Consider the following 20,187-nt stretch of genomic DNA (forward strand, 5'->3'; position numbering starts at 1 on the left):
AGAGCCACCCCATGGGTGGCTGTCGATCCACCCGGCACCGCGTGCAGCCACCCATGGGGTGGCTCTACCCCCGGTCTGCGCGCACAAAAAAGCCCCCTGCTTCCAGGGGGCCTTCGGTAGTTCACAGGAACCTGTGACGCTTACGACGTCATGCGATCCCAGAAGCCCTTCACGCCATCGATGAATGTCGCCGACTTGGGCGAATGCTTGCGCGCTTCCTCGCCGGTGAAGGTGGTCTCGAACTGCTCCAGCAGCTTGCGCTGCTCCGGGGTGAGGTTGACCGGGGTCTCCACCACCACGCGGCAGTACAGGTCGCCTTCGCTGCGGCTGCGCACCGAACGCACGCCCTTGCCACGCATGCGGAACAGCTTGCCGGTCTGGGTTTCGGCCGGAATGCGGATTTCCGCATAGCCGCCGAGGGTCGCCACGCGTACGGTATCGCCCAGCGCGGCCTGCGAGATGCGGATCGGCACTTCGCAGTGCAGGTCGTCGCCGTCGCGCTGGAAGATCGCGTGCTCGCGCACCCGCACTTCCACGTACAGATCGCCCGCCGGGGTGCCAGCCGGACCGGCCTCGCCTTCACCGGACAGACGGATGCGGTCGCCGGTATCGACGCCCGCAGGCACCTTGACCGACAACACCTTGTCTTCCTCGACACGGCCATTGCCGTGACAGGTCTTGCAGGGGTTCTGGATGATCTGGCCACGGCCGTTGCAGTGGTGGCAGGCCTGCTGCATCGCGAAGATGCCGCGCTGGATGCGCACCTGGCCCTGGCCACGGCAGACCGAGCAGGTCTCGACCTTGCCATCTTCCGAACCGCTGGCATTGCAGTCATCGCATTCGACCAGACTCGGAATCTCGATGCGGCGCTCCACGCCCATCACCGCCTCTTCCAGGTCCAGCTCCATCACGTAACCGATGTCGGCACCGCGACGGGCCTGGCGCGGACCACCACCGCCGGCGCCACCGCCGAAGATGTTGCCGAAGATGTCCCCGAAGATATCGCCCATGTCCGGGCCACCCGGGCCGCCACCGCCGCCCATGCCGTGCTCGAACGCGGCGTGGCCGTGGGCGTCGTACATGCGGCGCTTGTTGCTGTCGGACAGGGTTTCGTAGGCTTCCTTGCATTCCTTGAAGGACGCTTCGGCCTCGCTGTCACCCGGATTGCGGTCCGGATGGTATTTCATCGCGCAACGGCGATAGGCCTTCTTCAGTTCTTCGTCGCTGGCGGTGCGGGACACGCTCAGCACTTCGTAGTAATCGCGCTTGCTCATAACTTGAATCGGGTTCCGGAAGTCGGGATTCGTCAAAGCGGAAGAGCGGCACCAGGTCCGCTCTTTCGCCGGGCGCCCCGACAGGCCGGGAAACGGCTGTCAGGACCAGAAGGGGGATATGACAACGGGACGCTGCCTGCGCAACGTCCCGTGTCGAGTCCGGATCAGGACTTCTTGTCGTCCTTGACTTCAGTGAACTCGGCGTCGACCACATCGTCGTGCGCGCCGTTGTTGGCACCGGCATCCGGGCCCGGCGCCGCGCCGCCCTGCTCTGCCGCTGCGGAGGCAGCAAACAGCGCCTGGCCGGCTTCTTCCAGCACCTTCGACTTGGCTTCGATCTGGGCCTTGTCGTCGCTCTTCATCGCGGTTTCCAGATCGGCCAGGGCCGACTCCACCTTGCCGATCACATCGCCGCCGACCTTGCTGCCGTGCTCGGTGATCGCGGTACGGGTACCGTGGATCAGCGCGTCAGCCTGGTTGCGAGCCTGGACCAGCTCGTGGAACTTCTTGTCTTCTTCGCGGTTGGCTTCCGCGTCGGCGACCATGCGTGCGATCTCGTCCTCGGACAGGCCCGAACCGGCCTTGATCTCGACCTTCTGTTCCTTGTTGGTCTTCTTGTCCTTGGCCGACACGTGCAGGATGCCGTTGGCGTCGATGTCGAAGGACACTTCCACCTGCGGCAGGCCGCGCGGCGACGGCTCGATGCCGGAGAGGTCGAACTTGGCCAGCGACTTGTTGAAGCGGGCCTGCTCGCGCTCACCCTGCAGCACGTGCACGGTCACGGCCGACTGGTTGTCCTCGGCGGTGGAGAACACCTGCGAGGCCTTGGTCGGGATGGTGGTGTTCTTCTCGATGATCTTGGTGAACACGCCACCCAGGGTTTCGATGCCCAGCGACAGCGGGGTCACGTCCAGCAGCAGCACGTCCTTGACGTCGCCGCCCAGCACGCCGCCCTGGATCGCAGCACCCAGTGCCACGGCCTCATCCGGGTTGACGTCCTTGCGCGGTTCCTTGCCGAAGAACTCGGTCACGGCCTGCTGCACCTTCGGCATGCGGGTCTGACCGCCGACCAGGATCACTTCACCGATGTCGCTCGAACGCAGGCCGGCATCGTTCAGCGCGATGCGGCACGGCTCGATCGACTTCTTGATCAGGTCTTCCACCAGCGCTTCCAGCTTGGCGCGGGTCAGCTTGATGTTCAGGTGCTTCGGGCCCGACGCGTCAGCGGTGACGTACGGCAGGTTCACTTCGGTCTGCTGGCTGGTGGACAGCTCGATCTTGGCGCGCTCGGCGGCGTCCTTCAGCCGCTGCAGGGCAAGCGGATCCTTGCGCAGGTCGATGCCCTGGTCCTTGTTGAACTCGTCGACGAGGTACTCGATGACGCGGTTGTCGAAATCTTCGCCGCCCAGGAAAGTGTCACCGTTGGTGGCCAGCACTTCGAACTGCTTCTCACCGTCCACGTTGGCGATCTCGATGATCGACACGTCGAAGGTGCCGCCGCCCAGATCGTACACAACGATCTTGCGGTCACGGCCGTCACCCTTGTCCAGGCCATAGGCCAAGGCAGCAGCGGTCGGCTCGTTGATGATGCGCTTGACTTCCAGACCGGCGATGCGGCCTGCGTCCTTGGTGGCCTGGCGCTGGCTGTCGTTGAAGTAGGCCGGCACGGTGATCACGGCCTCGGTGACGGTCTCACCCAGGAACGCTTCGGCGGTCTTCTTCATCTTCTCCAGCACGCGGGCGGAGATTTCCTGCGGGGCCATCTTCTTGCCGTCGCTGGTCTGCACCCAGGCGTCGCCGTTGTCATGGGCCAGGATGCCGTAGGGCACGTGCGCGATGTCCTTCTGGACTTCAGCGTCGGTGAACTTGCGGCCGATCAGGCGCTTGACAGCGTAGAAGGTGTTCTTGGGGTTGGTCACGGCCTGGCGCTTGGCCGAGGCGCCGACCAGGACTTCGCCGTCCTTGGTGTAGGCGACGATGGAAGGCGTGGTGCGATCGCCTTCCGCGTTTTCGATGACGCGGGCCTTGCCGCCGTCCATGATCGCCACACACGAGTTGGTGGTGCCGAGGTCGATACCAATGATCTTGCCCATGAGGGAGACTCCTGAAAGTTCTGGGTACATCCGGCAGTTGCCGGGTTATGAATGGGATGTGTGGGACGCTGGAGACACTTTCAAGCCGTCCATCAAACACAGTGTTCGATGGCGACCCAACGCGTTCAGCGTCCGGTCGAGCAGCCGGGCAACGCCCGGCTCACCGGCCTGCGGATCAGTCGCGGGCCACCACGACCAGCGCCGGACGCAGCAGGCGGTCGTTGAGCAGGTAGCCCTTCTGGAACACCTGGACCACGCTGCCCGGCGCCGCGCCGGGCGCGTCGACCTGGCTGATGGCCTGGTGGTGGTCCGGGTTAAAGGTCTGCCCGGTCGGGTCGAGCAGGGTCAGGCCGTTGTCGGCGGCGACCTTGAGCAGCTGCTTGTAGGTCAGTTCGAGACCTTCGCGCAGCGGGCTCGGGTCACTGCCGGCGGCATTGAGGCCGGCATCGAGGCTGTCGAAGACCGGCAGCAGCTCGCCGAGCAGCTTTTCGTTGGCGAAGCGGCGCGCCTGCTCGACGTCGCGGGCCACGCGCTTGCGCTGGTTGTCCAGGTCGGCGCGCTCGCGCAGCGACTCCGAGCGCAGCAGCGCCAACTCGTTGTGCAGGCTGTCCAGCTGCTGCTGCAGGGACGGCTCCGCGGCCGGCTCGCCGGCGGGATTCTGGGATGCGATATCTGACTGATCTTGGTTCATTTCCGGATCCTTGGCGGTGACTCTCCGCCTCCACCCACCCCTATGTGGGCGCGGCTACGGGATTCAAGAGTCCAAGGCCGCTTTATGCGCGATCGCGGGACAATCCGCCGCCACCGGGCGAGCCCAGCGCAGCGCCCAGCACCTGGGCGGTGGCTTCCACCAGCGGAATCATCCGGTCGTAGGCCATCCGCTTGGGGCCGATCACCCCCAGCACGCCCAGCACCTGGCCATCGGCCGAATACGGGGCGGTGACCAGCGAGACGCTTTCCAGCGGCATCACCCCGGTCTCCTCGCCAATGAAGATGCGCACTCCCGGGGCCTGGATGGTGCGTTCGAGCAGCTGGAGGATCTCGCGCTTGCTGGCGAACACATCGAACAGCTCGCGCAGGCGCTCCAGGTCGGACAGGTCCTGCACACCCATCAGCCGGGTCTGCCCGGCCAGCACCATGTCATCGGCCGGCGGCACCATCGCCTGCTCGGCCAGCTCGATGCTGTGCGCCAGCAGCTGCTCCATCTCCGACTGCGCATCGCGCAGCTCCAGCAGCAGCCGGGCCCGGATCTCGGCCAGCGGCCGCCCGGCGCAGTTGGCGTTGAGGTAGTTGGCGACCTGCTCCAGCTCGCCCGGATCGAAGCTGCGGCGCGGCTCGATCACCCGGTTCTGCACTTCGTTGTCGGCAAACACCAGGATCGCCAGCACCCGACGCGCGTCCAGCGCCACGAAGTCGATGTGCCGGAACGCGAACTGTTCCCGGCGCGGGGCGCTGACCACCCCGACGAAATGGCTCATCGCCGAGAGCAGCTCCGAGGCACTGCCGAGCAGGGCCTGGGTGCCGGTGCCGGTGGCCAGCTCGGTGCGCAGGCGGCTGAGCTCACCCTCCCCCGGCGGCTGCATCTTGACCAGGCTGTCCACGAACACCCGGTAACCGTGCGCGGTCGGCACGCGGCCGGCCGAGGTATGCGGCGAGCTGAGCAGGCCGAGGTCTTCCAGGTCGCCCAGGATGTTGCGGATGGTGGCCGGGCTGACATCCAGGCCGGCATGCCGGGCAAGCGTCTGCGAGCCGACCGGCTCGCCATCCTGGATGTGGCGCGCGATCAGCGTCCGCAGCAGATGGCGGGCACGCGGGGCGAGATGGGACGCGGAAGGGTGCATGGAATCAGCCTGTGAGACGCCCACTTAGATAATGGCTGCACGGGGCGTTGGCAAGTCATTGGAGACGCCCCCCGCCCATGCTAGCTTGCGCGGCTTGGAGACGCCCCTCGTGTACAACGTAGACCATGCTTAGACATCTATCGATCAAGGATTTCGCGGTCGTCCGCGCCACCGAGCTGGAATTCGGCGCCGGCATGACCGTGGTCTCGGGTGAAACCGGCGCGGGCAAGTCGCTGATGGTGGACGCGCTGGGCTTCCTGTCCGGGCTGCGCGCCGACAGCGGCGTGGTCCGCCACGGCGCCGCCCGCGCCGAGCTCTCGGCCGAATTCGCGCCGCCGGCCGATGCGCCGGCCCGCCAGTGGCTGCGCGACAACGAGCTGGACGACGAAGAACAGTGCCAACTGCGACGGGTGATCCGCGCCGATGGCGGTTCGCGCGCCTTCATCAACGGCCGCCCGGTGACGCTGACCCAGCTGACCGAGCTGGCCGGCATGCTGGTGGAGATCCACGGCCAGCACGAACAGCAGGCCCTGCTCTCGCGCCCCTCGCAGCTCTCGCTGCTGGACGCCTTCGCCCGCAACGACGCCGAGCGCGCCCAGGTCCGCCAGACCGCGGCACGCTGGCAGGCGCTGGTGGACGAAGCCGAGGCGCTGTCGCGCCAGGGCGATGTCAGCGATCGGATCGGTTACCTGGAGCACCAGCTGAGCGAACTCAAGCGTGAGGATCTGGACCCGGCCTCGATCGCCACCCTGGGCAGCAGCCACCGCCGCCAGGCCCATGCCAGCGCGCTGATCGGCGCCTGCGACGTGGCCGTCAGCCGCCTCAACGGCGATGACGAGGTCTCGGTGCTGCAGCTGCTGCAGCAGACCCGGCATGATCTGGCCCGCGTGGCCGAGCACGACAGCCGGCTCGGCGAGGTCGATGCCCTGCTCGACAGCGCCGCCATCCAGCTGGACGAAGCGCTGTCCCTGCTTGATCGCGTCCACGACGACCTGGATGCCGACCCCGAGCAGTTCGAGGACATCGAGCGACGCCTGGGCCGCCTGCACGACCTCGCCCGCAAGCACCGCGTGCCGATGGAAGCGCTGGGCGAGCACCGCGATGCCATGGAGGCCGAAGTCGAGCAGCTGCGCGGTGCCGACGAGCGCCTGCAGACCCTGGCCGGCGAGATCGACCGTGCCGCCGGCCAGTGGAAGACCGTGGCCGAGGTGCTCAGCGCCAGCCGCCGGAAGGCTGCCAAGGCCCTGTCGGACACCACCACCACCCTGATCGGCGAGCTGGGCATGGGCGGCGGTCAGTTCCTGATCGATATCGAGCCGCAGAGCGTGGTCAAGCCGGACCCGAACGGGGCCGAGCGGGTCGAGTTTCTCGTTGCCGCCAACGCCGGCCAGCCGCCGCGCGCCCTGCGCAAGGTGGCCTCGGGCGGTGAACTGTCCCGCATCTCGCTGGCGATCGAAGTCGCCGCCTTGGGCCTGGATGCCGTGCCGACCATGGTCTTCGACGAAGTCGATTCAGGCATCGGCGGCGCCGTGGCCGACATCGTCGGGCAGAAGCTGCGCGCCTTGGGCGAGAAGCGTCAGGTGCTGTGCGTCACCCACCTGCCCCAGGTCGCCTCCAAGGGCCACGCCCACTACCGGGTCAGCAAGGCCCCGGTGGACGGCATGACCCAGAGTGCGGTCGAGAAGCTGGATACCAAGGCCCGCGAGGAAGAGCTGGCCAGGATGCTGGGCGGCGTGGAAGTCAGCAAGGAAGCCCGGGCTGCGGCGCGCAAGCTGCTGCAGGTCTGAGGGCCACGTGATGGGTAGTGCCGGCCGCTGGCCGGCTCCCCGCCGGATCCGGCGCCTGGCGCTGAAAGCAAAAACCCCGGGCATGCCCGGGGTTTTTTGATCGCATCCGGGCCGCCAGCGGCCCGTTACCGGCGCTTCTTGCGCACGTAGAGCACCAGCGAGTGCTCTTCCAGCTCGTAGCCATGGTCGGCCGCGATCTTGCGCTGCAGCTCTTCGATCTCGTGGCTTTCAAATTCGATGATCTTGCCGCTGTCCACATCGACCATGTGGTCGTGGTGACCACCGCGATCCAGCTCGTAGACGGCTTGGCCGCCTTCGAAATTGTGCTTCAGCACCAGGCCGGCGGCCTCGAACTGGGTCAGCACCCGGTACACCGTGGCCAGGCCGATCTCATCACCGTGCTCCAGCAGCTGGCGGTAGATGTCTTCGGCGGTCATGTGGTGGCTGGCATTGCGCTGCTCGAGCAGCGCCAGGATCCGCATACGCGGGTGGGTCACCTTGAGGCCGACTTTGCGCAGGTCGTGGGTTTCCATAGTTCTCCGTTCATTGGCGATTTAGCGCCAGCTGCCTCGGATTGGGTCGCGGCGACACGTCGGGAGTGTATCATCGACTCGATTTCCCCAAACGCCATTCCCCGATGCGCAATCTCCTGCTGGTCGCCGCCGTTGCCCTGTCCACCACGGGCTGCGGCATCATTTACAAGCAACCCATCTATCAGGGCAACCTGATCCGGGAGCAGGCCGTCGGTCAGCTGCAGGTGGGCCAGAGCAAGCAGCAGGTCAACGCCCTGCTTGGCACGCCCTCCATCCCGGACCCGTTCCATGCCCAGCGCTGGGATTACACCGCCAGCCAGCGCGTGAACCGGGTCGGCAAGACCGAAGTGAAGAACTTCACCGTCTACTTCGAAAACGACGCGGTCACCCGCTGGGACGGCGAGTACTTCGCCAGCGACGACGCCCAGCTGGCCCGCAGCACGCTGCGCCAGTTCGGCCGCAACCTGCCCAAGGACAAGAAGAAGCGCGGCCGCTGAGGCCCGCGTTCTTCACTCAGCTGCCGGCGCGGGCGCGTCGGCGGCGGTTGTCTTTCGGGTCGGCCAGCAGCGGACGCAGCAGCTCGACCCGGTCGCCCTCGCGCAGCACCTGATCCGGCTTGGCCAGCAGGCCATGCACGGCCACGGCCGGGCACTGGTCGCTGCCCTCGATGCCGGCCAGCGCGATGGCCTCGGTGACGGTGGTGCCCTCGGCGAGGGTCAGCACCTTCGAGGCGGCCCGATCGGGCCAAGCCAGCACCACCTCGACCGTGATCACGGCTCAGTCCTGGGCGTCGGCGACGCGGACGAAATCATTGACCATCCGGTCGGCCAGGCCCTGGAAGCCCAGCGCGAGAGCCGGACCGAGCAGACGTGAGGTCGGCTCGAACTCCAGCGTCAGCGTGACCTTGCAGGCATCTTCGGCCAGCGCGTGGAATTCCCAGCGACCGTGCAGGCGCTTGAACGGCCCGTCCTTGAGCTGCATATCGATGCTGTGCGGGCGTTGCAGCGTGTTCTCGGTCATGAACCAGGTGGAGAACGAACCGAAGCCCAGATCCAGGCGCGCGACCAGGCGGTCCGGGCCGGACTCCAGGATCTGCGAGGCCGAGCACCAGCGGAAGCGGCGCGGATAGGCGTCAATATCATTGACCAGGTCGAACATGCGGGCAGCCGAATGTTCGACCAGGGCACTACGGCGGATAGTTGGCATGCGATACAGATGTCTGATGAATCGACCGGGCGTGCCCGAATCGGAGACAATAGGGAAATGAGCAAGAACAGCGGCAAGGATAAAGCAAAGGGCGCGACGGCCAACAAAACCATCGCACTCAACAAGCGTGCCCGGCACGAGTACCACATCGAAGATCGCTTCGAAGCCGGCCTGGCCCTGCAGGGCTGGGAGGTCAAGTCGATCCGCGCCGGGCGCGGCAACATCATCGATGCTTACGCCTACGTGCGTGATGGCGAGATCTATCTGATCGGTGCGCAGATCACCCCGTTGATCCAGGCCTCCACCCATGTGGTGGCCAACGACCGCCGGGACCGCAAGCTGCTCCTGCATCGCAACGAGATCGACAAGCTGATCGGCAAGGTGCAGCGCGACGGCTACACGATCGTGCCCACCGCGATGTACTGGAGCAAGAACAAGATCAAGCTCGAGATCGCGCTGGCCAAGGGCAAGCAGACCCACGACAAGCGCGATGCGGAGAAGGACCGCGACTGGGCGCGCGAGAAGTCGCGCACCATGCGCCGACACAACCGCGACGCGTGATGGCCCCGGTGTCGCCGGCGCCTGCGATCACGCCAGCCAGCGCCGAAGACACCCGCGCGGTGTTCGCCGGCCTGTTGGCTTTCAACCAGGCCGCCAGTGGCGATGCGTTGGACGATCAGCCGGTCAACCGGGTGATCCACGATGCCACCGGCCGGGTAGTGGCCGGGATCGCCGCCGACGTCTGCGGTGGCTGGCTGATGGTGCATGCGTTGTGGGTGGACGCCAGCCAGCGTGGCCAGGGGTTGGGCCAGGCGCTGCTGGCCGATGCCGAGCAGCAGGCCCGCACGCTCGGCGCACACGCGGTGACGCTGGATACCTTCTCCTGGCAGGCCGAGGGCTTCTACCTCAAGCAGGGCTATGAGGTGTTCGGCCGGCTGCAGGACTTCCCGCCCGGGCACCATCGCCTGTACCTGCGCAAGCCGCTGTAACGCCCTGCCCGGGCGCTGCCAGCGCCACGTATCGCCAAGGCCGACCTGACCCCGCGGCCCCGGCAGGACAGCGATCTTTCCCCGCCAGCCCCGCGCAGCTGTCAGAATCCCCGCATTGATACGGAAAGGATCCGCGCGTGACACTTGAAACTACCCCGGCACCCGCACTGGCGGCGGACGAACTGACCACCCTGCGCGCCGACGTGGCCGCGCTGGAGTTCATCTTTGACGAACTCGCCCGCGCGATGGACCCGGCCGCGCTGCTCAAGGTGCTGACCTACCTGATCCGCAACGCCAAGCGCGTTGCCTCGGAAACGCAGAGCTACGACACCCTGGAGCACCGCCGGCTGGTCGCCCAGGTGGAATCGCTGATGGCCCGGGTCGAGCCGCAGGCCAAGAAGCAGGCGATGGCCGTGCGCAACGAGCACAACCGCCTGAAGAAGGAAAAGGCCCGCCACAAGGCCGACAGCCGCCGCCAGCTGCAGAAGTAAGCGGCAGACCGGCAAGGTGACTGTTCAGCCGGATTGGAGTAGCATCCATTCCGTCAAGTAGACGTCCGGCGCTGTTTTCCGGATGAAGTGCGGTTCTTGAAGAAACCGGGGGTGCATTGGTTTCGACGGGGGTTGTGAAGTTACTTGGTGCATGCCGAGGGGGCAGCTTTCCTCGTTAATCCAGCAGCAAACTTTTAGTTGCCAACGACGACAACTACGGTTCGAACGACTTCGCAATCGCTGCCTAAAAACAGCTTTAGCGTTTAGTTCTACAGCCGCCTTAGGCGAACCCCCGAACCTACTTGTGCCCGTGCTCGTAGATGTAGGGTCATTATCACGGAACCGGTTGTGATGGCTGCCTGTCAGTCACGACTTAACTAAAGCAGGCTGGTCCTGGGGTGCGCTTTGCACACCGTGCTGCCACAGGATGAGATCCAACGGTGAGCTAAGCATGTAGTACCGGGGATGGAGTGCCTTCGGACGGCGGTTCAATTCCGCCCACCTCCACCAATGAGGGGTTCGAAAGAATCCCAAGAAGCCCGGGAACCCTTATACAACGGGGGTTCCCGGGCTTTTTTATTTCCGGCATCGTCAGGCCCCGTGCGTTGCAGCTCGTGAGACCGTGGGGGCGATGCCCCCGCTCACCCATCTTGCCTTGCGGCGCGCCAACCCGGCCGAGAAGACCCCGAACCTGTTCGACCGCGGCGGTCTCTACCTGGAGATCTCATCCTGTTGATGGTCGGTGGTGGCACCTGACCCTTCTGGACCTCGGCCTGCGCATGAGCCTCTACGGGCTGCTGCTGGCCTCGTGGCGCTGCGGCAGTTGCCGCGCTGTTCCAGACGGATCGCGGCGTACCGCCGCCTCCTCTTCGCCCTCGGAGGGCGGGATGTACCATTTCTGGACCGTGCCCGCGGGCAGGTTATAGACCCAATATGTCCCGCCAGCCTTCGTTACCGCTTCTTCGAGGATTGCGCGCTGGCGGAAGTCCTCATCGGTCACGCAGGTGGGGCAGTGCACCGGCTGAGCCGCAAAAGCAGGCGTTGCAACCGCCGCAGCCGTTAATGCAAGCATCGCACTGAAGAGCTTCACAATAGATCCTTTATTGAGAAATTGCCGATTTTTGCTCGGCGATTTGATCCTAGCACCGTGAAGCATGTGGCTGGGTTGCTGATCCTGCCGTGACCTCGCCAACGTGACCGCGTACGCGTCCGCAGTTGGGTTTGTCATGACCTTTGAAGCGGCGCGGGACTTCTCTGATTCAGGGCGTGGCTGGCTGCCGAGCGGGATGACGCGACGGCAATGCTGCTGGCCAGCGAGTGCAGACATCGAAGGTCCCCACCTTTTTGTGCCTCACGGCAAGGTAAATTTCCGCGCCATCCGCAGTGGCCAGACCGACGTGAACTGCGCGCCACCCACCAGCCGGTATGCTGCCGAAACACTGTGCAGCACGCCCATCGCCTCCAGCACATCCTTGGTCTTCCGGAACGTCGGCCGCGGATCCGCAGTGAACATGAAAAGGTTGATCTCTTTCGCGCTGACGTCATAGCCGTCCAGCGTCGCGGCCTTGCCGAGCGCGGCGGTCAGCTCGGCCTCCAGCGTCGCCAGGAATGCCTCATCGTCCAGCGACTTGCGCCAGAACTTGATCACAAGCTGGTAATCCATCAGGCGGCCCCGTCATTCAAGAAGTGAACCGCCAAGGTTACCCGCATGACGGAAATCACGCTGTGTTTGAAGCGGCGGCAATCATCTGCGCCAGCCGGTCGGCGATGGCCTGCCCCACCTCCGGCGGCAGGCGCGAGCGCGACAGCGCTTCGAACACCCACATGCCGTCGGCGGCGAGCTTGGCGATGAACAGGTCCAGCGCGGCCGGGTCGCTCAGGTCCTGCGGGGTCGGCGGCGACCAGCGCTCGGCCACGGTCGCCCAGGGCTGCACGTTCTCGTCCGTCGCCGCCGCGTCGAACATCAGCTGGAGTTCGGCGCGCGTAGCGGTCTGCGCACAGGTCAGTGCGTAGGCCTGGTAGCGCTCGGTGGCATCGGCGGCCTCGGCCGGCTTGCCGGCCACCTCGATCAAGCTCGCCTCCCACACGCCGGCCAGGTGCTGATGGATGCCCTGGAGCAGCGCGTCGCGCGAGGGGAAGTGGTACAGCAGCCCTCCCCTGGCGATGCCGGATTCGGTGGCGACCGCCTCGAAGGTGAGCGCGGTGATGCCGTCGCGTTCGATCACGCGGACGGCGGCATCAAGGATGTTGGTTCGGTTGCTCGGGCGCATGGAGTCAGTGGGCGTGGGAGACAGTGGTGGCGCTGCCGGAGCCGTGACGGCGCAGCAGAATGCCGGTGACGACGGTGCCGACCAGGAGCACGGCGGCGATCACATACAGTACCCAAACATAGCTGGCGTCGTAGGCGCTGGCGGCAGCACCGAGCCACCCTGCATCGGCACCGGGCTGCGCGGCCAGAGCGAACGCCTGCTGGATGCTCTCACCCGCAGCGGCGTCCACGCCGTCCGGAAGCGACACGGTTGCCGAGTACAGCGCGGCAATCAGGCTGCCCAGCAGCGAGACCGCGAACAGGCTGCCGAACTCGTAGGACACCTCCTCCACCGAGGACGCCATGCCGGCGCGGTGCGGCGGCACGTTGCCGATGATGGCCGTGGAAGCGACCGAAATGGTCGCGCCCATGCCGAGCCCGGTGAGCAGCAACCCGGTAATGGTCCAGCCCAGGTCGCTACCGAAGGTCACCGCGACCAGCAGCACGCCGGCGGTACCCACGCCGAGCCCACCGGTGATCAGCGGCAACAGCCCGACGCGGTGCAGGAACGCGCCGCCGAAGATCGCGCTGGGCAGGCAGCCGAGCGCGACCACCGACACCAGCAGACCGGCCTGCAGCGGTGTGTAATCGGCGACCAGCTGGAAGCGCTGGGTGGTCAGCAGCTGCAGGCCGGCGATGGCGAACATCGCGAAGGCCGCCGAGAGCACACCGGCCAGGAACGGCGCATTGCGGAAGATCGCCACGTCAAGCATGGGATACGGCAGGCGACGCTGGCGACGCAGGAACAGCACCAGACCCACGACGAAGACCAGCGCCGCGCCCGCGGCCAGTGGCCCGTTCGGCGGCGCATGCGCGATTTCCTTGATCGCCACCACCAGGCCGGACAACGCGACCAGACTCAACAGCGAGGAAATCAGGTCCCACGGCTTGCTCGCATCGGGCGTGCCGTGCGGCGCGAACAGCACGGCGCCAACCATCGCCAGCAGCACGATCGGCACGTTGATCAGGAACACCGAACCCCACCAGAAATGGGCCAGCAGCACGCCGCCGACGATCGGGCCGATCGCGCTGCCAATGATGGAAATGCAGCCCCAGACCGCGATCGCCAGATTGCGCTCGCGCTCATCCGCGAAGGTCAGGCTGATCAGCGCCAGGGTGGCCGGCATCATCGCCGCGGCACCCACCGCGAGCAGCGCGCGGGCGCCGATGAGCAGGTTGGCGTCCGGCGCGAACGCAGCCAGCAGCGAGGCGATGCCGAAGATCACCAGGCCGATCAGGAACATACGGCGGTGCCCCAGCCGGTCGCCGAGGGTGCCTGCGCCGAGCAGCAGGCCGGCCATGACCAGCGGATAGGCGTTGATGATCCACAGCCCCTGCAGCGACGTGGCGCCGAGTTCGGCGGTCAGGGTGGGCAAGGCGGTGTACAGCACCGAGTTGTCGAGCGTGATCAGCAGCAGGCCGGCGGCCACGGTGAGCAACAGGCTCCAGCGCTGGGTCTTGGTGGGGGTCATGGGGAGCGAACGTTTCGGGCGGGCAGTAACTATACAGGACGTCCTGTTTGGTTATGACGACGCACCCCCGGTGGGTTCAGCCTGCGGCAGGCACTGCCGTGCGCAACCGCGGGCGTGGCCGGTCTGCGTGGCGACTGGCGTTGGTCACATGGCAGGGGGGCTCACCCGCGCAGGTACGCCTGCCCGGTATGCACGGTGTCGGGGATCACTATGGACGGACAGAAAGAGGCATTTCGGCAGGCACACGCCGAGTTGGAGCAGTGCTGGACGCGCGGCCGGTCGGCGGCCGAGCGATGGGCGGTGTACGACGGTATCCACGACCGGCTGGTAGCGCAGTGGCCGGGCGATGCCACCCGCATCGTCGGCATGATGGTGATGTGGGTTACCGAAATACGCGGCAGCTGCCCGTCGCCCCATGGCGTTGCCGAGCCGGGACGAAGCGAGGTCCTCCGGCTGCGTGCCTCCCGGATCGATTCCTGAGCGCCGTGCCGGCTGGGTTACGGTGCGGTCGGCTGGAAAGGCGCGTTGCGCCCGGCCACTTCCATGTTGATCGCATTGATCAGGGCCGACACGGCCGTCGCCAGGCGGCGGCTGTCGGCGATGGAGCCGAAGAACAGGATCGAGGTGCCGTCCAGTTCGACCCCGGCCAGGCCGAGCTCGCCCTTGAGCGCGGCGACGCGTTCGTCGAACAGCTTCAACCAGTGGGCATCGGGGGAGACATCCAACATCGCGACGATCGCCTCGTCCGCACCATGGTCGACGATGGTCTGCAGGGTCGGGACGTCGAATCCCAGCAGGCGTGGCACGCTGCTGTCGGGAAGAGGAATGCTCATGCGGGCATGGTAGCCGGTAAGCCGCTGCGGTGCCCGACGGCGACTGGCGATGGCTGAAGCGTTGTGATTGCCCATGACGCACAAAGGCCCGGCCAGATCGGCCGGGCCCTCGGTGCGTCATGCCTGGCCTTATTCTTCCTGGTCGCTCTGCTGGCCCGACCGCTGGCCCTGCTGATCCTGCTGTTGCTGCTGCTTCTGGGCGTCACGGTCGCGCTGATCCTGCTGATCCTGCTGGCCCTGCTGCGGGGTGTTGCGCTGCGGATCGTTCTGACCCTGCTGCGGGTTCGGGGTGTTGGCCATTGCCGTATCTCCGGTGTTCGGCATCGAAGTGGTGCCGGTGAAACCACGCTAGGCCTGCCCGCGTTACCCATGTGTGCGTGGCGGGCGGCGCGCCCTGCACGCGCCGGGCACCTGCGTAAACAATTCAGAACGCACTGGAAAACGACACCGAGAGAGCACAGTGCGTTCACTGCCCGGTAGCGCTGATCTGCAGCGCATCGACAGTCCCTTGATGGGCGCGCGCTCATGCTCGCGACGAAAGGCCCTTGCCGGGCCCCCACCGAGGATGTGCCATGACGCCGCTCCGCTCGCTGCTGTTGACCGCCCTGCTCGCCCTGACGCCGATGCTGGCCACCGCGGCGGACAAGGTCACCACCACCCCCGTGCACTTCACCAAGGGCGCCAGCAGCGCCACTCTGCGTGGGACGTTGTCCGGTTATGACACCGTCCGCTACACGATCGCCGCGCGTGCCGGCCAGACCATGGCGGTCACGATCGACGGCAGCCCCAATGCCAATTTCAATGTATTCGCGCCCGGCGTAACGCCCGGCCAGGGCGAGGCCCTGGGCAGCAACGACGAGACCCGGCGCTGGAGCGGCACCCTGCCGTCCACCGGCACCTATGTGGTGCAGGTCTACCAGATGCGTGCGCAGGCGCGCCGGGGTGAGAAGGCACCGCACAGCCTGACCGTCGCCATCCGCTGAGGCCAGCCCCGGGTATCCTCGGGGGTGTCGGTTTCGTCCACGCAAGGGGCCCGGGATGGACTTCCTCAAACTGCTGCGGTCGCTGGAAGAGTTTCTCTACGAGCTGTGCACCTGGTTTCTGTTCTTCCCGCGCACGCTGTACCGCGTGGTGGTGCATCCGCGGCGGATGGCCCAGTACGTGGATACCGAGCTGAAGGAAAAGCTGGACCGCCAGTTCGACGATGCGATCAGCCCGCCGATGTTCCTGATGCTGTCGGTGCTGGTCGCTCACGGGGTGGAGCTGATGCTGCACCAGCAGGTGGTCGGCACCGGTGCACTGTCGCGTTCGATTTTCGGCAATGAGGAAAGCCTGCTGCTGTACCGCTCGATCACCTTCGCCATCTGGCCGCTGGTGACCACCACGCACCTGCTGCGGCGCAAGCATGTGCCGATGACCCGGGAGTCGCTGCGCCGACCGTTTTTCATGCAGTGCTACCTGACCGCCCCGTTCGCGGTGACATTGTCCACCAGCATGGTGTTCGTACGGCTGCCCGGCGAGCTGTCGACCGTGCTCGGCACTGCGGTGGGGGTGATCGCCGCGCTGTGGTATGCGATGGTCCAGGCCGGGTGGCTGAAGGTCGCGCTTCAACGCTCCTGGTTGAACACGATCCTCTCCACGGTATGGGTGCTGGTGCTGGGATCGCTCATCAACCTCACGATCGGGGTGATCCTGCTGTCGAATTGATCCGACCGGCGCCCCGCCCAACCGCCATGTCGCGCATATCCTCTCCCCGCCCTTCCGTGCGACCCTTTGGGAACGTTTTCATGGAATGGAGGGATTCCACATGCTGTTTCGTTTCCACCGGCCCGCGCTGCTGGCCCTGATGATGTTTGCCGCCCCGCTGGGCAGCGCCTGGGCGCAGGCACCGGACGCGTTGAAAGTCATGTCGTTCAACGTGCGCACGCCGGCCGATACTGACCCCGGCAAGCGCTGGGAAGACCGCCGCGATGCGATGGTCACGCTGATCCGCGAACAGAAACCCGAGGTGATCGGCACCCAGGAGCTGGTGCGGAAACAGGGCGAGTACCTGGTCGCGCACCTGCCCGGCTACACCCTGTTCGGCAGGGACCGCCGCGGCGGCAACGCCGACGAACACATGGGCGTGCTGTACGACAGCGCGCGCTTGAAGGTGCTCGAATCGGGCGACTTCTGGCTCTCCGATACGCCGGATGTGCCGGGCAGCATCACCTGGGGCAACCTGTTCCCGCGCATGGTGACCTGGGCGCTGTTCCAGCGTCAGGCCGACGGCCAACGCTTCTACCTGTTCAACACCCACCTGCCCTACCGCGAGGAAGATGAGCCGCGCCGCGAGCTCGGTGCGAAGCTGATCGTCTCGCGGCTGGCGACGCTGCCCAAGGACATCCCGGTCGTGGTCACCGGCGATTTCAACAGTGAACCCGGCAGCGACACCTACAAGGCCTTCACTGCCGCGTTGGGCGATGCCCGCGAACTCGCCGGCAAGGTCGAAGGCCCGCGCCTGACCTTCCACGATTTCACCGGCAAACCGACGGTGGAACTGGACTGGATCCTGGTACGCGGTTTCAGCGTGGACCGTTTCAGCACGCTGGACCAGAAACCCGGTGGCGTGCTGCCTTCGGACCACTACCCGGTCCAGGCCGAGCTGCGGTTCCCCGCATCGACGCCGACGGTCCGGTAAGCAGATGCGCGATGGGCGGTCATAGCACCGTCCATCGGCTTGCGCATGGCCGCCCTGCGGCCCTGCGCTTTCCCGCCGCCGATCACGGCTGCCGCTCATCGATCTGCTGCAGCAGCTGGTACAGCGCCTGATGCTGCTCGCGTGCCTGGCAGATCCGCGCGCCGATGGCGATGAACATACCGGTGGCGATCAGGCCGATCTCGAACAGGCCTTCGGTCAAGCGGGCGAATCCGATGGCGACCACGATGATCGCGGCGACCAGCAGCGCGATGACACCGCGCGAAAGCCCCGCGCCGGATCCCATGCCCGGCTCCTGCACACGCGGACGGACAGGACGCCACTGATTGGGTTGCATGCGGGCCACTCCAGAGAACAACCCACGCTTGTAGCATCGTGCATTGGCACCGTGCAGAGGCAAAGCCGTCAACCGCGACGCCCTGCGCAGCGGATGTGACGGCTGTTGCCATTCTTGCAGGGACGGCGCCTTCGCCGCCCCTGCGACCTGCGGCCGGTCAGCGCTGCGTCACCGCCACCGGGGTGTTGGCTGCATCCTGCTGCTGGCCCCAGCCACCCAAGGCCTTGTACACCCCCACCACACTGACGTTGACCGTGGATTCGGCCTCGGCCAGTGCATCGTCCGCGGCCAGCTGGGTGCGTTGTGCATCGAGCAGGGTCAGGAAGTCTTCCGACCCCTCGCGGAAGCGGATCTGCGCCAGTTCCTCCGCGCGACCCGCCGCCTGGGCCTGCTCGGCGACGATCGCCAGGCGGGCCTGCTGCTTGGCGTACCGCGTCAGCGCGTTCTCGGTGTCTTCCAGCGCCAGCAGCACCGCCTTCTCATACTCGGCGGCGGCACCGTCGGCCTGCGCCTTGCTGGCGCGCAGACGGGCTTTGACCGTGCCGAAATCGAAGGCAGCCCAGCTGATCGACGGGGTCACCGACCACGCCTTGTTGTTGCCGTTGACCAACCCGCTGGCATCACCGGACAGGAAGCCGACGAACCCACTCAGGCTGATCCGCGGGAACAGGTCCGCGGTGGCAACGCCAACGCGCGCGGTGGCCGCCGCCAGCCGACGCTCGGCCACGCGCACATCGGCGCGCTGACGCAGCAGATCGGTGGTGTCACCCAACGGCAACGCCTTGGCGTACGGCCGCATCTCGCGCGGCTGCAGCAGGCTGTCCAGTGCATCCGGACGCTGCCCCAGCAGGACGGCCAGGCGATGACGCGACTGCACTTCGGCGACTTCCAGCAGCGGGATGTCGGCCTCGATCGCCTTCAGGCGCGCACGGCTGCTCTGCACGTCCAGCTCGCTGCCGGCGCCCAGTTCCCAGCGGGTCTCGGTGAGCTTCTGGGTGTCGCGCAGATTGACCAGGGTGCGCTTGGCCACCGCGATGCGCTTCTGGGTACCGCGCAGCTCGAAGTAGTTACGGGCTACTTCGGCGGCGACGGTGACCTGCGCGTCGGCGAGGTTGTCCTGCTCGGCGCCCAGGTCCGCGCGCGCCGCTTCGGCGGCACGGCGTTGGCGACCGAACAGATCCAGCTCCCAGCCGGCATCGAAGCCGAGCTGGTAGGTCTCGCTGAAGACGCGCTCATCACCCACCGTGGCATCGGGCTGCTTGCGGCGGTCATAGCTGCCGCCGCTGGTGACGTGCGGCAACTGGTCCAGGCGCTGCTCGACGAACACCGCGCGGGCCTCGCGCACCCGCGACATCGCGATGCGCAGGTCCAGGTTGGTGCCCAGTGCTTCATGCACCAGCTGCTCCAGCACCGGATCGTCGAACTGGGCCCACCAGCTCGCCACCGGCGAGGTGGTGGTGAACACCGGCGCGGCGGCGCCCTGCAGGGTCACCGGCTCGGCCGGTGGCGCCTGGTAGTTGGGGCCGACGCTGACGCAGCCGGCCAGCAGCGCGCTGGTCACGGCCACGGTCAACAGGCGGATCACCATGGCAGCACCTCGCCGAGGTAGGTGAAGCTGCCGTTGGGGCCATCGGCATCGATCAGCGCCATGCCGACGCTGGAGCGTGCGCCTTCGCTGATGTCGATCTCGCCCTCACCGCCGTTCATGTCGGTCTTGACGTAACCGGGGTGCACGGTATTGACCTTGGTGGTGCTGTCGCGCAGCTCGTAGGCGAGCTGTACGGTCCACGCATTCACCGCACTCTTGGAGGCGTTGTAGGCGGGCACCGCGAAGCCGTAGATCGGCGAGCCCGGCTGGCTGTGCAGGGTCAGCGAGCCCAGGATGCTGGAGACGTTGACGATGCGGCCAGCCGGCGAGGCGTTGAGCAGGGGCAGGAAGGCTTGGGTAACGGCGATCACGGCGAATACGTTGGTGTCGAAGGTATCGCGCCAGGTCTGCAGGGTCTGCGCCGACGGCGCCAGCTTGGGGTCGTCGAGCAGGATGCCGGCGTTGTTGACCAGGATGTCCAGGCGGCCGTGACGCTCGGTCACGGTCTGCACGGCGGCGGCGATGCTGGCGGCATCGCCTACGTCGAGCTGGATCGCTTCCACCGGCAGGCCCTCGGCCTGCAGCTTCAGCGCCTCGGCCACGGCGACGTCGCGCTTGCGCCCAGCCAGCAGCGTGTGCACGCCGGCCTGGGCCAGCTGACGGACGGTTTCCAGGCCGATGCCGCGGGTGGCACCGGTGACCAGGGCGATCTTTTGGGTAGCGGTATTCATGTGAAA

At 66.5% G+C, this 20,187-nt stretch carries 25 protein-coding genes and 1 other RNA gene; 10 read left to right on the forward strand and 16 right to left on the reverse strand.

Features of this window, described 5'->3' with window-relative positions:
• Nucleotides 1-140: 140 nt before the first annotated feature.
• The 4 genes from dnaJ to hrcA form a co-directional block, all read right to left on the reverse strand.
• Nucleotides 141-1,274: a molecular chaperone DnaJ gene (gene dnaJ / locus HMPREF3113_RS00935; protein WP_019183155.1), complete on the reverse strand. Its 1,134-nt coding sequence runs from the start codon at nt 1,272-1,274 to the stop codon at nt 141-143.
• Nucleotides 1,275-1,438: 164 nt separating this feature from the next.
• Entirely contained in the window at nt 1,439-3,367 is a 1,929-nt protein-coding gene (gene dnaK / locus HMPREF3113_RS00940) for a molecular chaperone DnaK (protein ID WP_019183156.1), read from the reverse strand.
• A gap of 175 nt (nt 3,368-3,542) precedes the next feature.
• On the reverse strand, nt 3,543-4,058 hold the full coding sequence (grpE, locus tag HMPREF3113_RS00945) for a nucleotide exchange factor GrpE (protein WP_019183157.1): 516 nt from the start codon (nt 4,056-4,058) through the stop codon (nt 3,543-3,545).
• Between the two features lie 82 nt (nt 4,059-4,140).
• Nucleotides 4,141-5,208: a heat-inducible transcriptional repressor HrcA gene (gene hrcA, locus HMPREF3113_RS00950; RefSeq protein ID WP_019183158.1), complete on the reverse strand. Its 1,068-nt coding sequence runs from the start codon at nt 5,206-5,208 to the stop codon at nt 4,141-4,143.
• A 125-nt stretch (nt 5,209-5,333) separates the two neighbouring features.
• Between hrcA and recN the strand changes: the two genes are divergently transcribed.
• Nucleotides 5,334-6,995 carry a DNA repair protein RecN gene (gene recN, locus HMPREF3113_RS00955; RefSeq protein ID WP_070470224.1) on the forward strand — a complete coding sequence of 554 codons (1,662 nt, stop codon included), beginning with the start codon at nt 5,334-5,336 and terminating at the stop codon, nt 6,993-6,995.
• 125 nt (nt 6,996-7,120) lie between these two features.
• On the opposite strand, the gene fur is transcribed toward recN, so the two are convergent.
• On the reverse strand, nt 7,121-7,528 hold the full coding sequence (gene fur, locus HMPREF3113_RS00960) for a ferric iron uptake transcriptional regulator (RefSeq protein WP_070470227.1): 408 nt from the start codon (nt 7,526-7,528) through the stop codon (nt 7,121-7,123).
• Nucleotides 7,529-7,632: 104 nt separating this feature from the next.
• Between fur and bamE the strand changes: the two genes are divergently transcribed.
• Nucleotides 7,633-8,025 carry an outer membrane protein assembly factor BamE gene (gene bamE, locus HMPREF3113_RS00965; RefSeq protein ID WP_019183163.1) on the forward strand — a complete coding sequence of 131 codons (393 nt, stop codon included), beginning with the start codon at nt 7,633-7,635 and terminating at the stop codon, nt 8,023-8,025.
• A 16-nt stretch (nt 8,026-8,041) separates the two neighbouring features.
• Here bamE and HMPREF3113_RS00970 read toward each other — a convergent pair whose 3' ends face one another.
• Both HMPREF3113_RS00970 and HMPREF3113_RS00975 read right to left on the reverse strand, forming a co-directional pair.
• The gene (locus HMPREF3113_RS00970) at nt 8,042-8,302 is read right to left on the reverse strand and encodes an RnfH family protein (RefSeq protein ID WP_070470230.1); all 261 of its coding nucleotides are present in this window, start codon (nt 8,300-8,302) and stop codon (nt 8,042-8,044) included.
• A gap of 3 nt (nt 8,303-8,305) precedes the next feature.
• Nucleotides 8,306-8,734, reverse strand: a complete 429-nt coding sequence (locus tag HMPREF3113_RS00975; RefSeq protein WP_026069778.1) for a type II toxin-antitoxin system RatA family toxin — start codon at nt 8,732-8,734, stop codon at nt 8,306-8,308.
• Nucleotides 8,735-8,791: 57 nt separating this feature from the next.
• Between HMPREF3113_RS00975 and smpB the strand changes: the two genes are divergently transcribed.
• The 4 genes from smpB (at nt 8,792) to ssrA (ending at nt 10,724) form a co-directional block, all read left to right on the forward strand.
• Nucleotides 8,792-9,295: an SsrA-binding protein SmpB gene (gene smpB, locus HMPREF3113_RS00980; RefSeq protein WP_019183166.1), complete on the forward strand. Its 504-nt coding sequence runs from the start codon at nt 8,792-8,794 to the stop codon at nt 9,293-9,295.
• Nucleotides 9,295-9,723 (forward strand): GNAT family N-acetyltransferase, encoded by a 429-nt coding sequence (locus HMPREF3113_RS00985; protein ID WP_070470233.1) that lies wholly within the window; start codon nt 9,295-9,297, stop codon nt 9,721-9,723. The genes smpB and HMPREF3113_RS00985 overlap by 1 nt, the downstream gene beginning before the upstream one ends.
• Nucleotides 9,724-9,860: 137 nt before the next feature.
• On the forward strand, nt 9,861-10,214 hold the full coding sequence (locus HMPREF3113_RS00990; RefSeq protein ID WP_019183168.1) for a hypothetical protein: 354 nt from the start codon (nt 9,861-9,863) through the stop codon (nt 10,212-10,214).
• Nucleotides 10,215-10,321: 107 nt separating this feature from the next.
• Nucleotides 10,322-10,724: a transfer-messenger RNA gene (ssrA, locus tag HMPREF3113_RS00995) on the forward strand.
• Between the two features lie 277 nt (nt 10,725-11,001).
• On the opposite strand, the gene HMPREF3113_RS18520 is transcribed toward ssrA, so the two are convergent.
• Genes HMPREF3113_RS18520 through HMPREF3113_RS01015 form a run of 4 tightly spaced genes read right to left on the reverse strand, consistent with a single transcriptional unit; the run spans nt 11,002 to nt 13,994 of the window.
• On the reverse strand, nt 11,002-11,541 hold the full coding sequence (locus tag HMPREF3113_RS18520; protein ID WP_139146271.1) for a hypothetical protein: 540 nt from the start codon (nt 11,539-11,541) through the stop codon (nt 11,002-11,004).
• Between the two features lie 24 nt (nt 11,542-11,565).
• Complete coding sequence (locus HMPREF3113_RS01005; RefSeq protein ID WP_046272942.1) at nt 11,566-11,877, reverse strand: hypothetical protein; 312 nt, start codon at nt 11,875-11,877, stop codon at nt 11,566-11,568.
• A 55-nt stretch (nt 11,878-11,932) separates the two neighbouring features.
• Entirely contained in the window at nt 11,933-12,484 is a 552-nt protein-coding gene (locus HMPREF3113_RS01010) for a TetR/AcrR family transcriptional regulator (protein ID WP_019183212.1), read from the reverse strand.
• A gap of 4 nt (nt 12,485-12,488) precedes the next feature.
• Nucleotides 12,489-13,994, reverse strand: coding sequence for an MFS transporter (locus tag HMPREF3113_RS01015; RefSeq protein ID WP_070470238.1), 1,506 nt, complete (start codon nt 13,992-13,994; stop codon nt 12,489-12,491).
• Between the two features lie 210 nt (nt 13,995-14,204).
• Between HMPREF3113_RS01015 and HMPREF3113_RS01020 the strand changes: the two genes are divergently transcribed.
• Nucleotides 14,205-14,474: a hypothetical protein gene (locus HMPREF3113_RS01020; RefSeq protein WP_070470240.1), complete on the forward strand. Its 270-nt coding sequence runs from the start codon at nt 14,205-14,207 to the stop codon at nt 14,472-14,474.
• 17 nt (nt 14,475-14,491) lie between these two features.
• Here HMPREF3113_RS01020 and HMPREF3113_RS01025 read toward each other — a convergent pair whose 3' ends face one another.
• Nucleotides 14,492-14,827, reverse strand: coding sequence for a hypothetical protein (locus tag HMPREF3113_RS01025; RefSeq protein WP_070470243.1), 336 nt, complete (start codon nt 14,825-14,827; stop codon nt 14,492-14,494).
• A gap of 129 nt (nt 14,828-14,956) precedes the next feature.
• A complete protein-coding gene (locus tag HMPREF3113_RS18715; RefSeq protein ID WP_019183216.1) occupies nt 14,957-15,127 on the reverse strand; it encodes a hypothetical protein in 171 nt (56 codons plus the stop codon).
• Between the two features lie 272 nt (nt 15,128-15,399).
• Between HMPREF3113_RS18715 and HMPREF3113_RS01030 the strand changes: the two genes are divergently transcribed.
• From HMPREF3113_RS01030 to HMPREF3113_RS01040, 3 genes are all read left to right on the forward strand, one after another.
• Nucleotides 15,400-15,810, forward strand: a complete 411-nt coding sequence (locus HMPREF3113_RS01030; RefSeq protein ID WP_019183217.1) for a hypothetical protein — start codon at nt 15,400-15,402, stop codon at nt 15,808-15,810.
• Nucleotides 15,811-15,865: 55 nt separating this feature from the next.
• Nucleotides 15,866-16,534, forward strand: coding sequence for a hypothetical protein (locus HMPREF3113_RS01035; protein WP_070470245.1), 669 nt, complete (start codon nt 15,866-15,868; stop codon nt 16,532-16,534).
• Between the two features lie 100 nt (nt 16,535-16,634).
• Nucleotides 16,635-17,507, forward strand: a complete 873-nt coding sequence (locus tag HMPREF3113_RS01040) for an endonuclease/exonuclease/phosphatase family protein (RefSeq protein ID WP_070470248.1) — start codon at nt 16,635-16,637, stop codon at nt 17,505-17,507.
• Between the two features lie 82 nt (nt 17,508-17,589).
• Here the strand turns inward: HMPREF3113_RS01040 and HMPREF3113_RS01045 are convergent, their stop codons facing one another.
• The 3 genes from HMPREF3113_RS01045 to HMPREF3113_RS01055 form a co-directional block, all read right to left on the reverse strand.
• Nucleotides 17,590-17,811 carry a hypothetical protein gene (locus HMPREF3113_RS01045; RefSeq protein ID WP_083298671.1) on the reverse strand — a complete coding sequence of 74 codons (222 nt, stop codon included), beginning with the start codon at nt 17,809-17,811 and terminating at the stop codon, nt 17,590-17,592.
• A 208-nt stretch (nt 17,812-18,019) separates the two neighbouring features.
• Nucleotides 18,020-19,450: an efflux transporter outer membrane subunit gene (locus tag HMPREF3113_RS01050; RefSeq protein WP_070470253.1), complete on the reverse strand. Its 1,431-nt coding sequence runs from the start codon at nt 19,448-19,450 to the stop codon at nt 18,020-18,022.
• Complete coding sequence (locus HMPREF3113_RS01055) at nt 19,444-20,181, reverse strand: SDR family oxidoreductase (RefSeq protein WP_070470256.1); 738 nt, start codon at nt 20,179-20,181, stop codon at nt 19,444-19,446. The genes HMPREF3113_RS01050 and HMPREF3113_RS01055 overlap by 7 nt, the downstream gene beginning before the upstream one ends.
• Nucleotides 20,182-20,187 lie beyond the last annotated feature (6 nt).

The sequence above is a fragment of the Stenotrophomonas sp. HMSC10F06 genome, assembly GCF_001807865.1.
Classification (GTDB): Bacteria; Pseudomonadota; Gammaproteobacteria; order Xanthomonadales; family Xanthomonadaceae; genus Stenotrophomonas; species Stenotrophomonas bentonitica_A.

What these genes read in the sequence shown, in the direction of transcription:
- HMPREF3113_RS01010 (WP_019183212.1), bottom strand. Translation starts at nt 12,484, where the DNA reads ATGCGCCCGAGCAACCGAACCAACATCCTTGATGCCGCCGTCCGCGTG.
- dnaJ (WP_019183155.1), bottom strand. Translation starts at nt 1,274, where the DNA reads ATGAGCAAGCGCGATTACTACGAAGTGCTGAGCGTGTCCCGCACCGCC.
- HMPREF3113_RS01055 (WP_070470256.1), bottom strand. Translation starts at nt 20,181, where the DNA reads ATGAATACCGCTACCCAAAAGATCGCCCTGGTCACCGGTGCCACCCGC.
- bamE (WP_019183163.1), top strand. Translation starts at nt 7,633, where the DNA reads ATGCGCAATCTCCTGCTGGTCGCCGCCGTTGCCCTGTCCACCACGGGC.
- HMPREF3113_RS01005 (WP_046272942.1), bottom strand. Translation starts at nt 11,877, where the DNA reads ATGGATTACCAGCTTGTGATCAAGTTCTGGCGCAAGTCGCTGGACGAT.
- smpB (WP_019183166.1), top strand. Translation starts at nt 8,792, where the DNA reads ATGAGCAAGAACAGCGGCAAGGATAAAGCAAAGGGCGCGACGGCCAAC.
- HMPREF3113_RS18715 (WP_019183216.1), bottom strand. Translation starts at nt 15,127, where the DNA reads ATGGCCAACACCCCGAACCCGCAGCAGGGTCAGAACGATCCGCAGCGC.
- HMPREF3113_RS01035 (WP_070470245.1), top strand. Translation starts at nt 15,866, where the DNA reads ATGGACTTCCTCAAACTGCTGCGGTCGCTGGAAGAGTTTCTCTACGAG.
- HMPREF3113_RS01015 (WP_070470238.1), bottom strand. Translation starts at nt 13,994, where the DNA reads ATGACCCCCACCAAGACCCAGCGCTGGAGCCTGTTGCTCACCGTGGCC.
- HMPREF3113_RS01030 (WP_019183217.1), top strand. Translation starts at nt 15,400, where the DNA reads ATGACGCCGCTCCGCTCGCTGCTGTTGACCGCCCTGCTCGCCCTGACG.
- recN (WP_070470224.1), top strand. Translation starts at nt 5,334, where the DNA reads ATGCTTAGACATCTATCGATCAAGGATTTCGCGGTCGTCCGCGCCACC.
- hrcA (WP_019183158.1), bottom strand. Translation starts at nt 5,208, where the DNA reads ATGCACCCTTCCGCGTCCCATCTCGCCCCGCGTGCCCGCCATCTGCTG.
- dnaK (WP_019183156.1), bottom strand. Translation starts at nt 3,367, where the DNA reads ATGGGCAAGATCATTGGTATCGACCTCGGCACCACCAACTCGTGTGTG.
- HMPREF3113_RS18520 (WP_139146271.1), bottom strand. Translation starts at nt 11,541, where the DNA reads ATGTCTGCACTCGCTGGCCAGCAGCATTGCCGTCGCGTCATCCCGCTC.
- HMPREF3113_RS01040 (WP_070470248.1), top strand. Translation starts at nt 16,635, where the DNA reads ATGCTGTTTCGTTTCCACCGGCCCGCGCTGCTGGCCCTGATGATGTTT.
- fur (WP_070470227.1), bottom strand. Translation starts at nt 7,528, where the DNA reads ATGGAAACCCACGACCTGCGCAAAGTCGGCCTCAAGGTGACCCACCCG.
- HMPREF3113_RS00985 (WP_070470233.1), top strand. Translation starts at nt 9,295, where the DNA reads ATGGCCCCGGTGTCGCCGGCGCCTGCGATCACGCCAGCCAGCGCCGAA.
- HMPREF3113_RS01025 (WP_070470243.1), bottom strand. Translation starts at nt 14,827, where the DNA reads ATGAGCATTCCTCTTCCCGACAGCAGCGTGCCACGCCTGCTGGGATTC.
- HMPREF3113_RS01020 (WP_070470240.1), top strand. Translation starts at nt 14,205, where the DNA reads ATGGACGGACAGAAAGAGGCATTTCGGCAGGCACACGCCGAGTTGGAG.
- HMPREF3113_RS01050 (WP_070470253.1), bottom strand. Translation starts at nt 19,450, where the DNA reads ATGGTGATCCGCCTGTTGACCGTGGCCGTGACCAGCGCGCTGCTGGCC.
- HMPREF3113_RS00975 (WP_026069778.1), bottom strand. Translation starts at nt 8,734, where the DNA reads ATGCCAACTATCCGCCGTAGTGCCCTGGTCGAACATTCGGCTGCCCGC.
- HMPREF3113_RS01045 (WP_083298671.1), bottom strand. Translation starts at nt 17,811, where the DNA reads ATGGGATCCGGCGCGGGGCTTTCGCGCGGTGTCATCGCGCTGCTGGTC.
- grpE (WP_019183157.1), bottom strand. Translation starts at nt 4,058, where the DNA reads ATGAACCAAGATCAGTCAGATATCGCATCCCAGAATCCCGCCGGCGAG.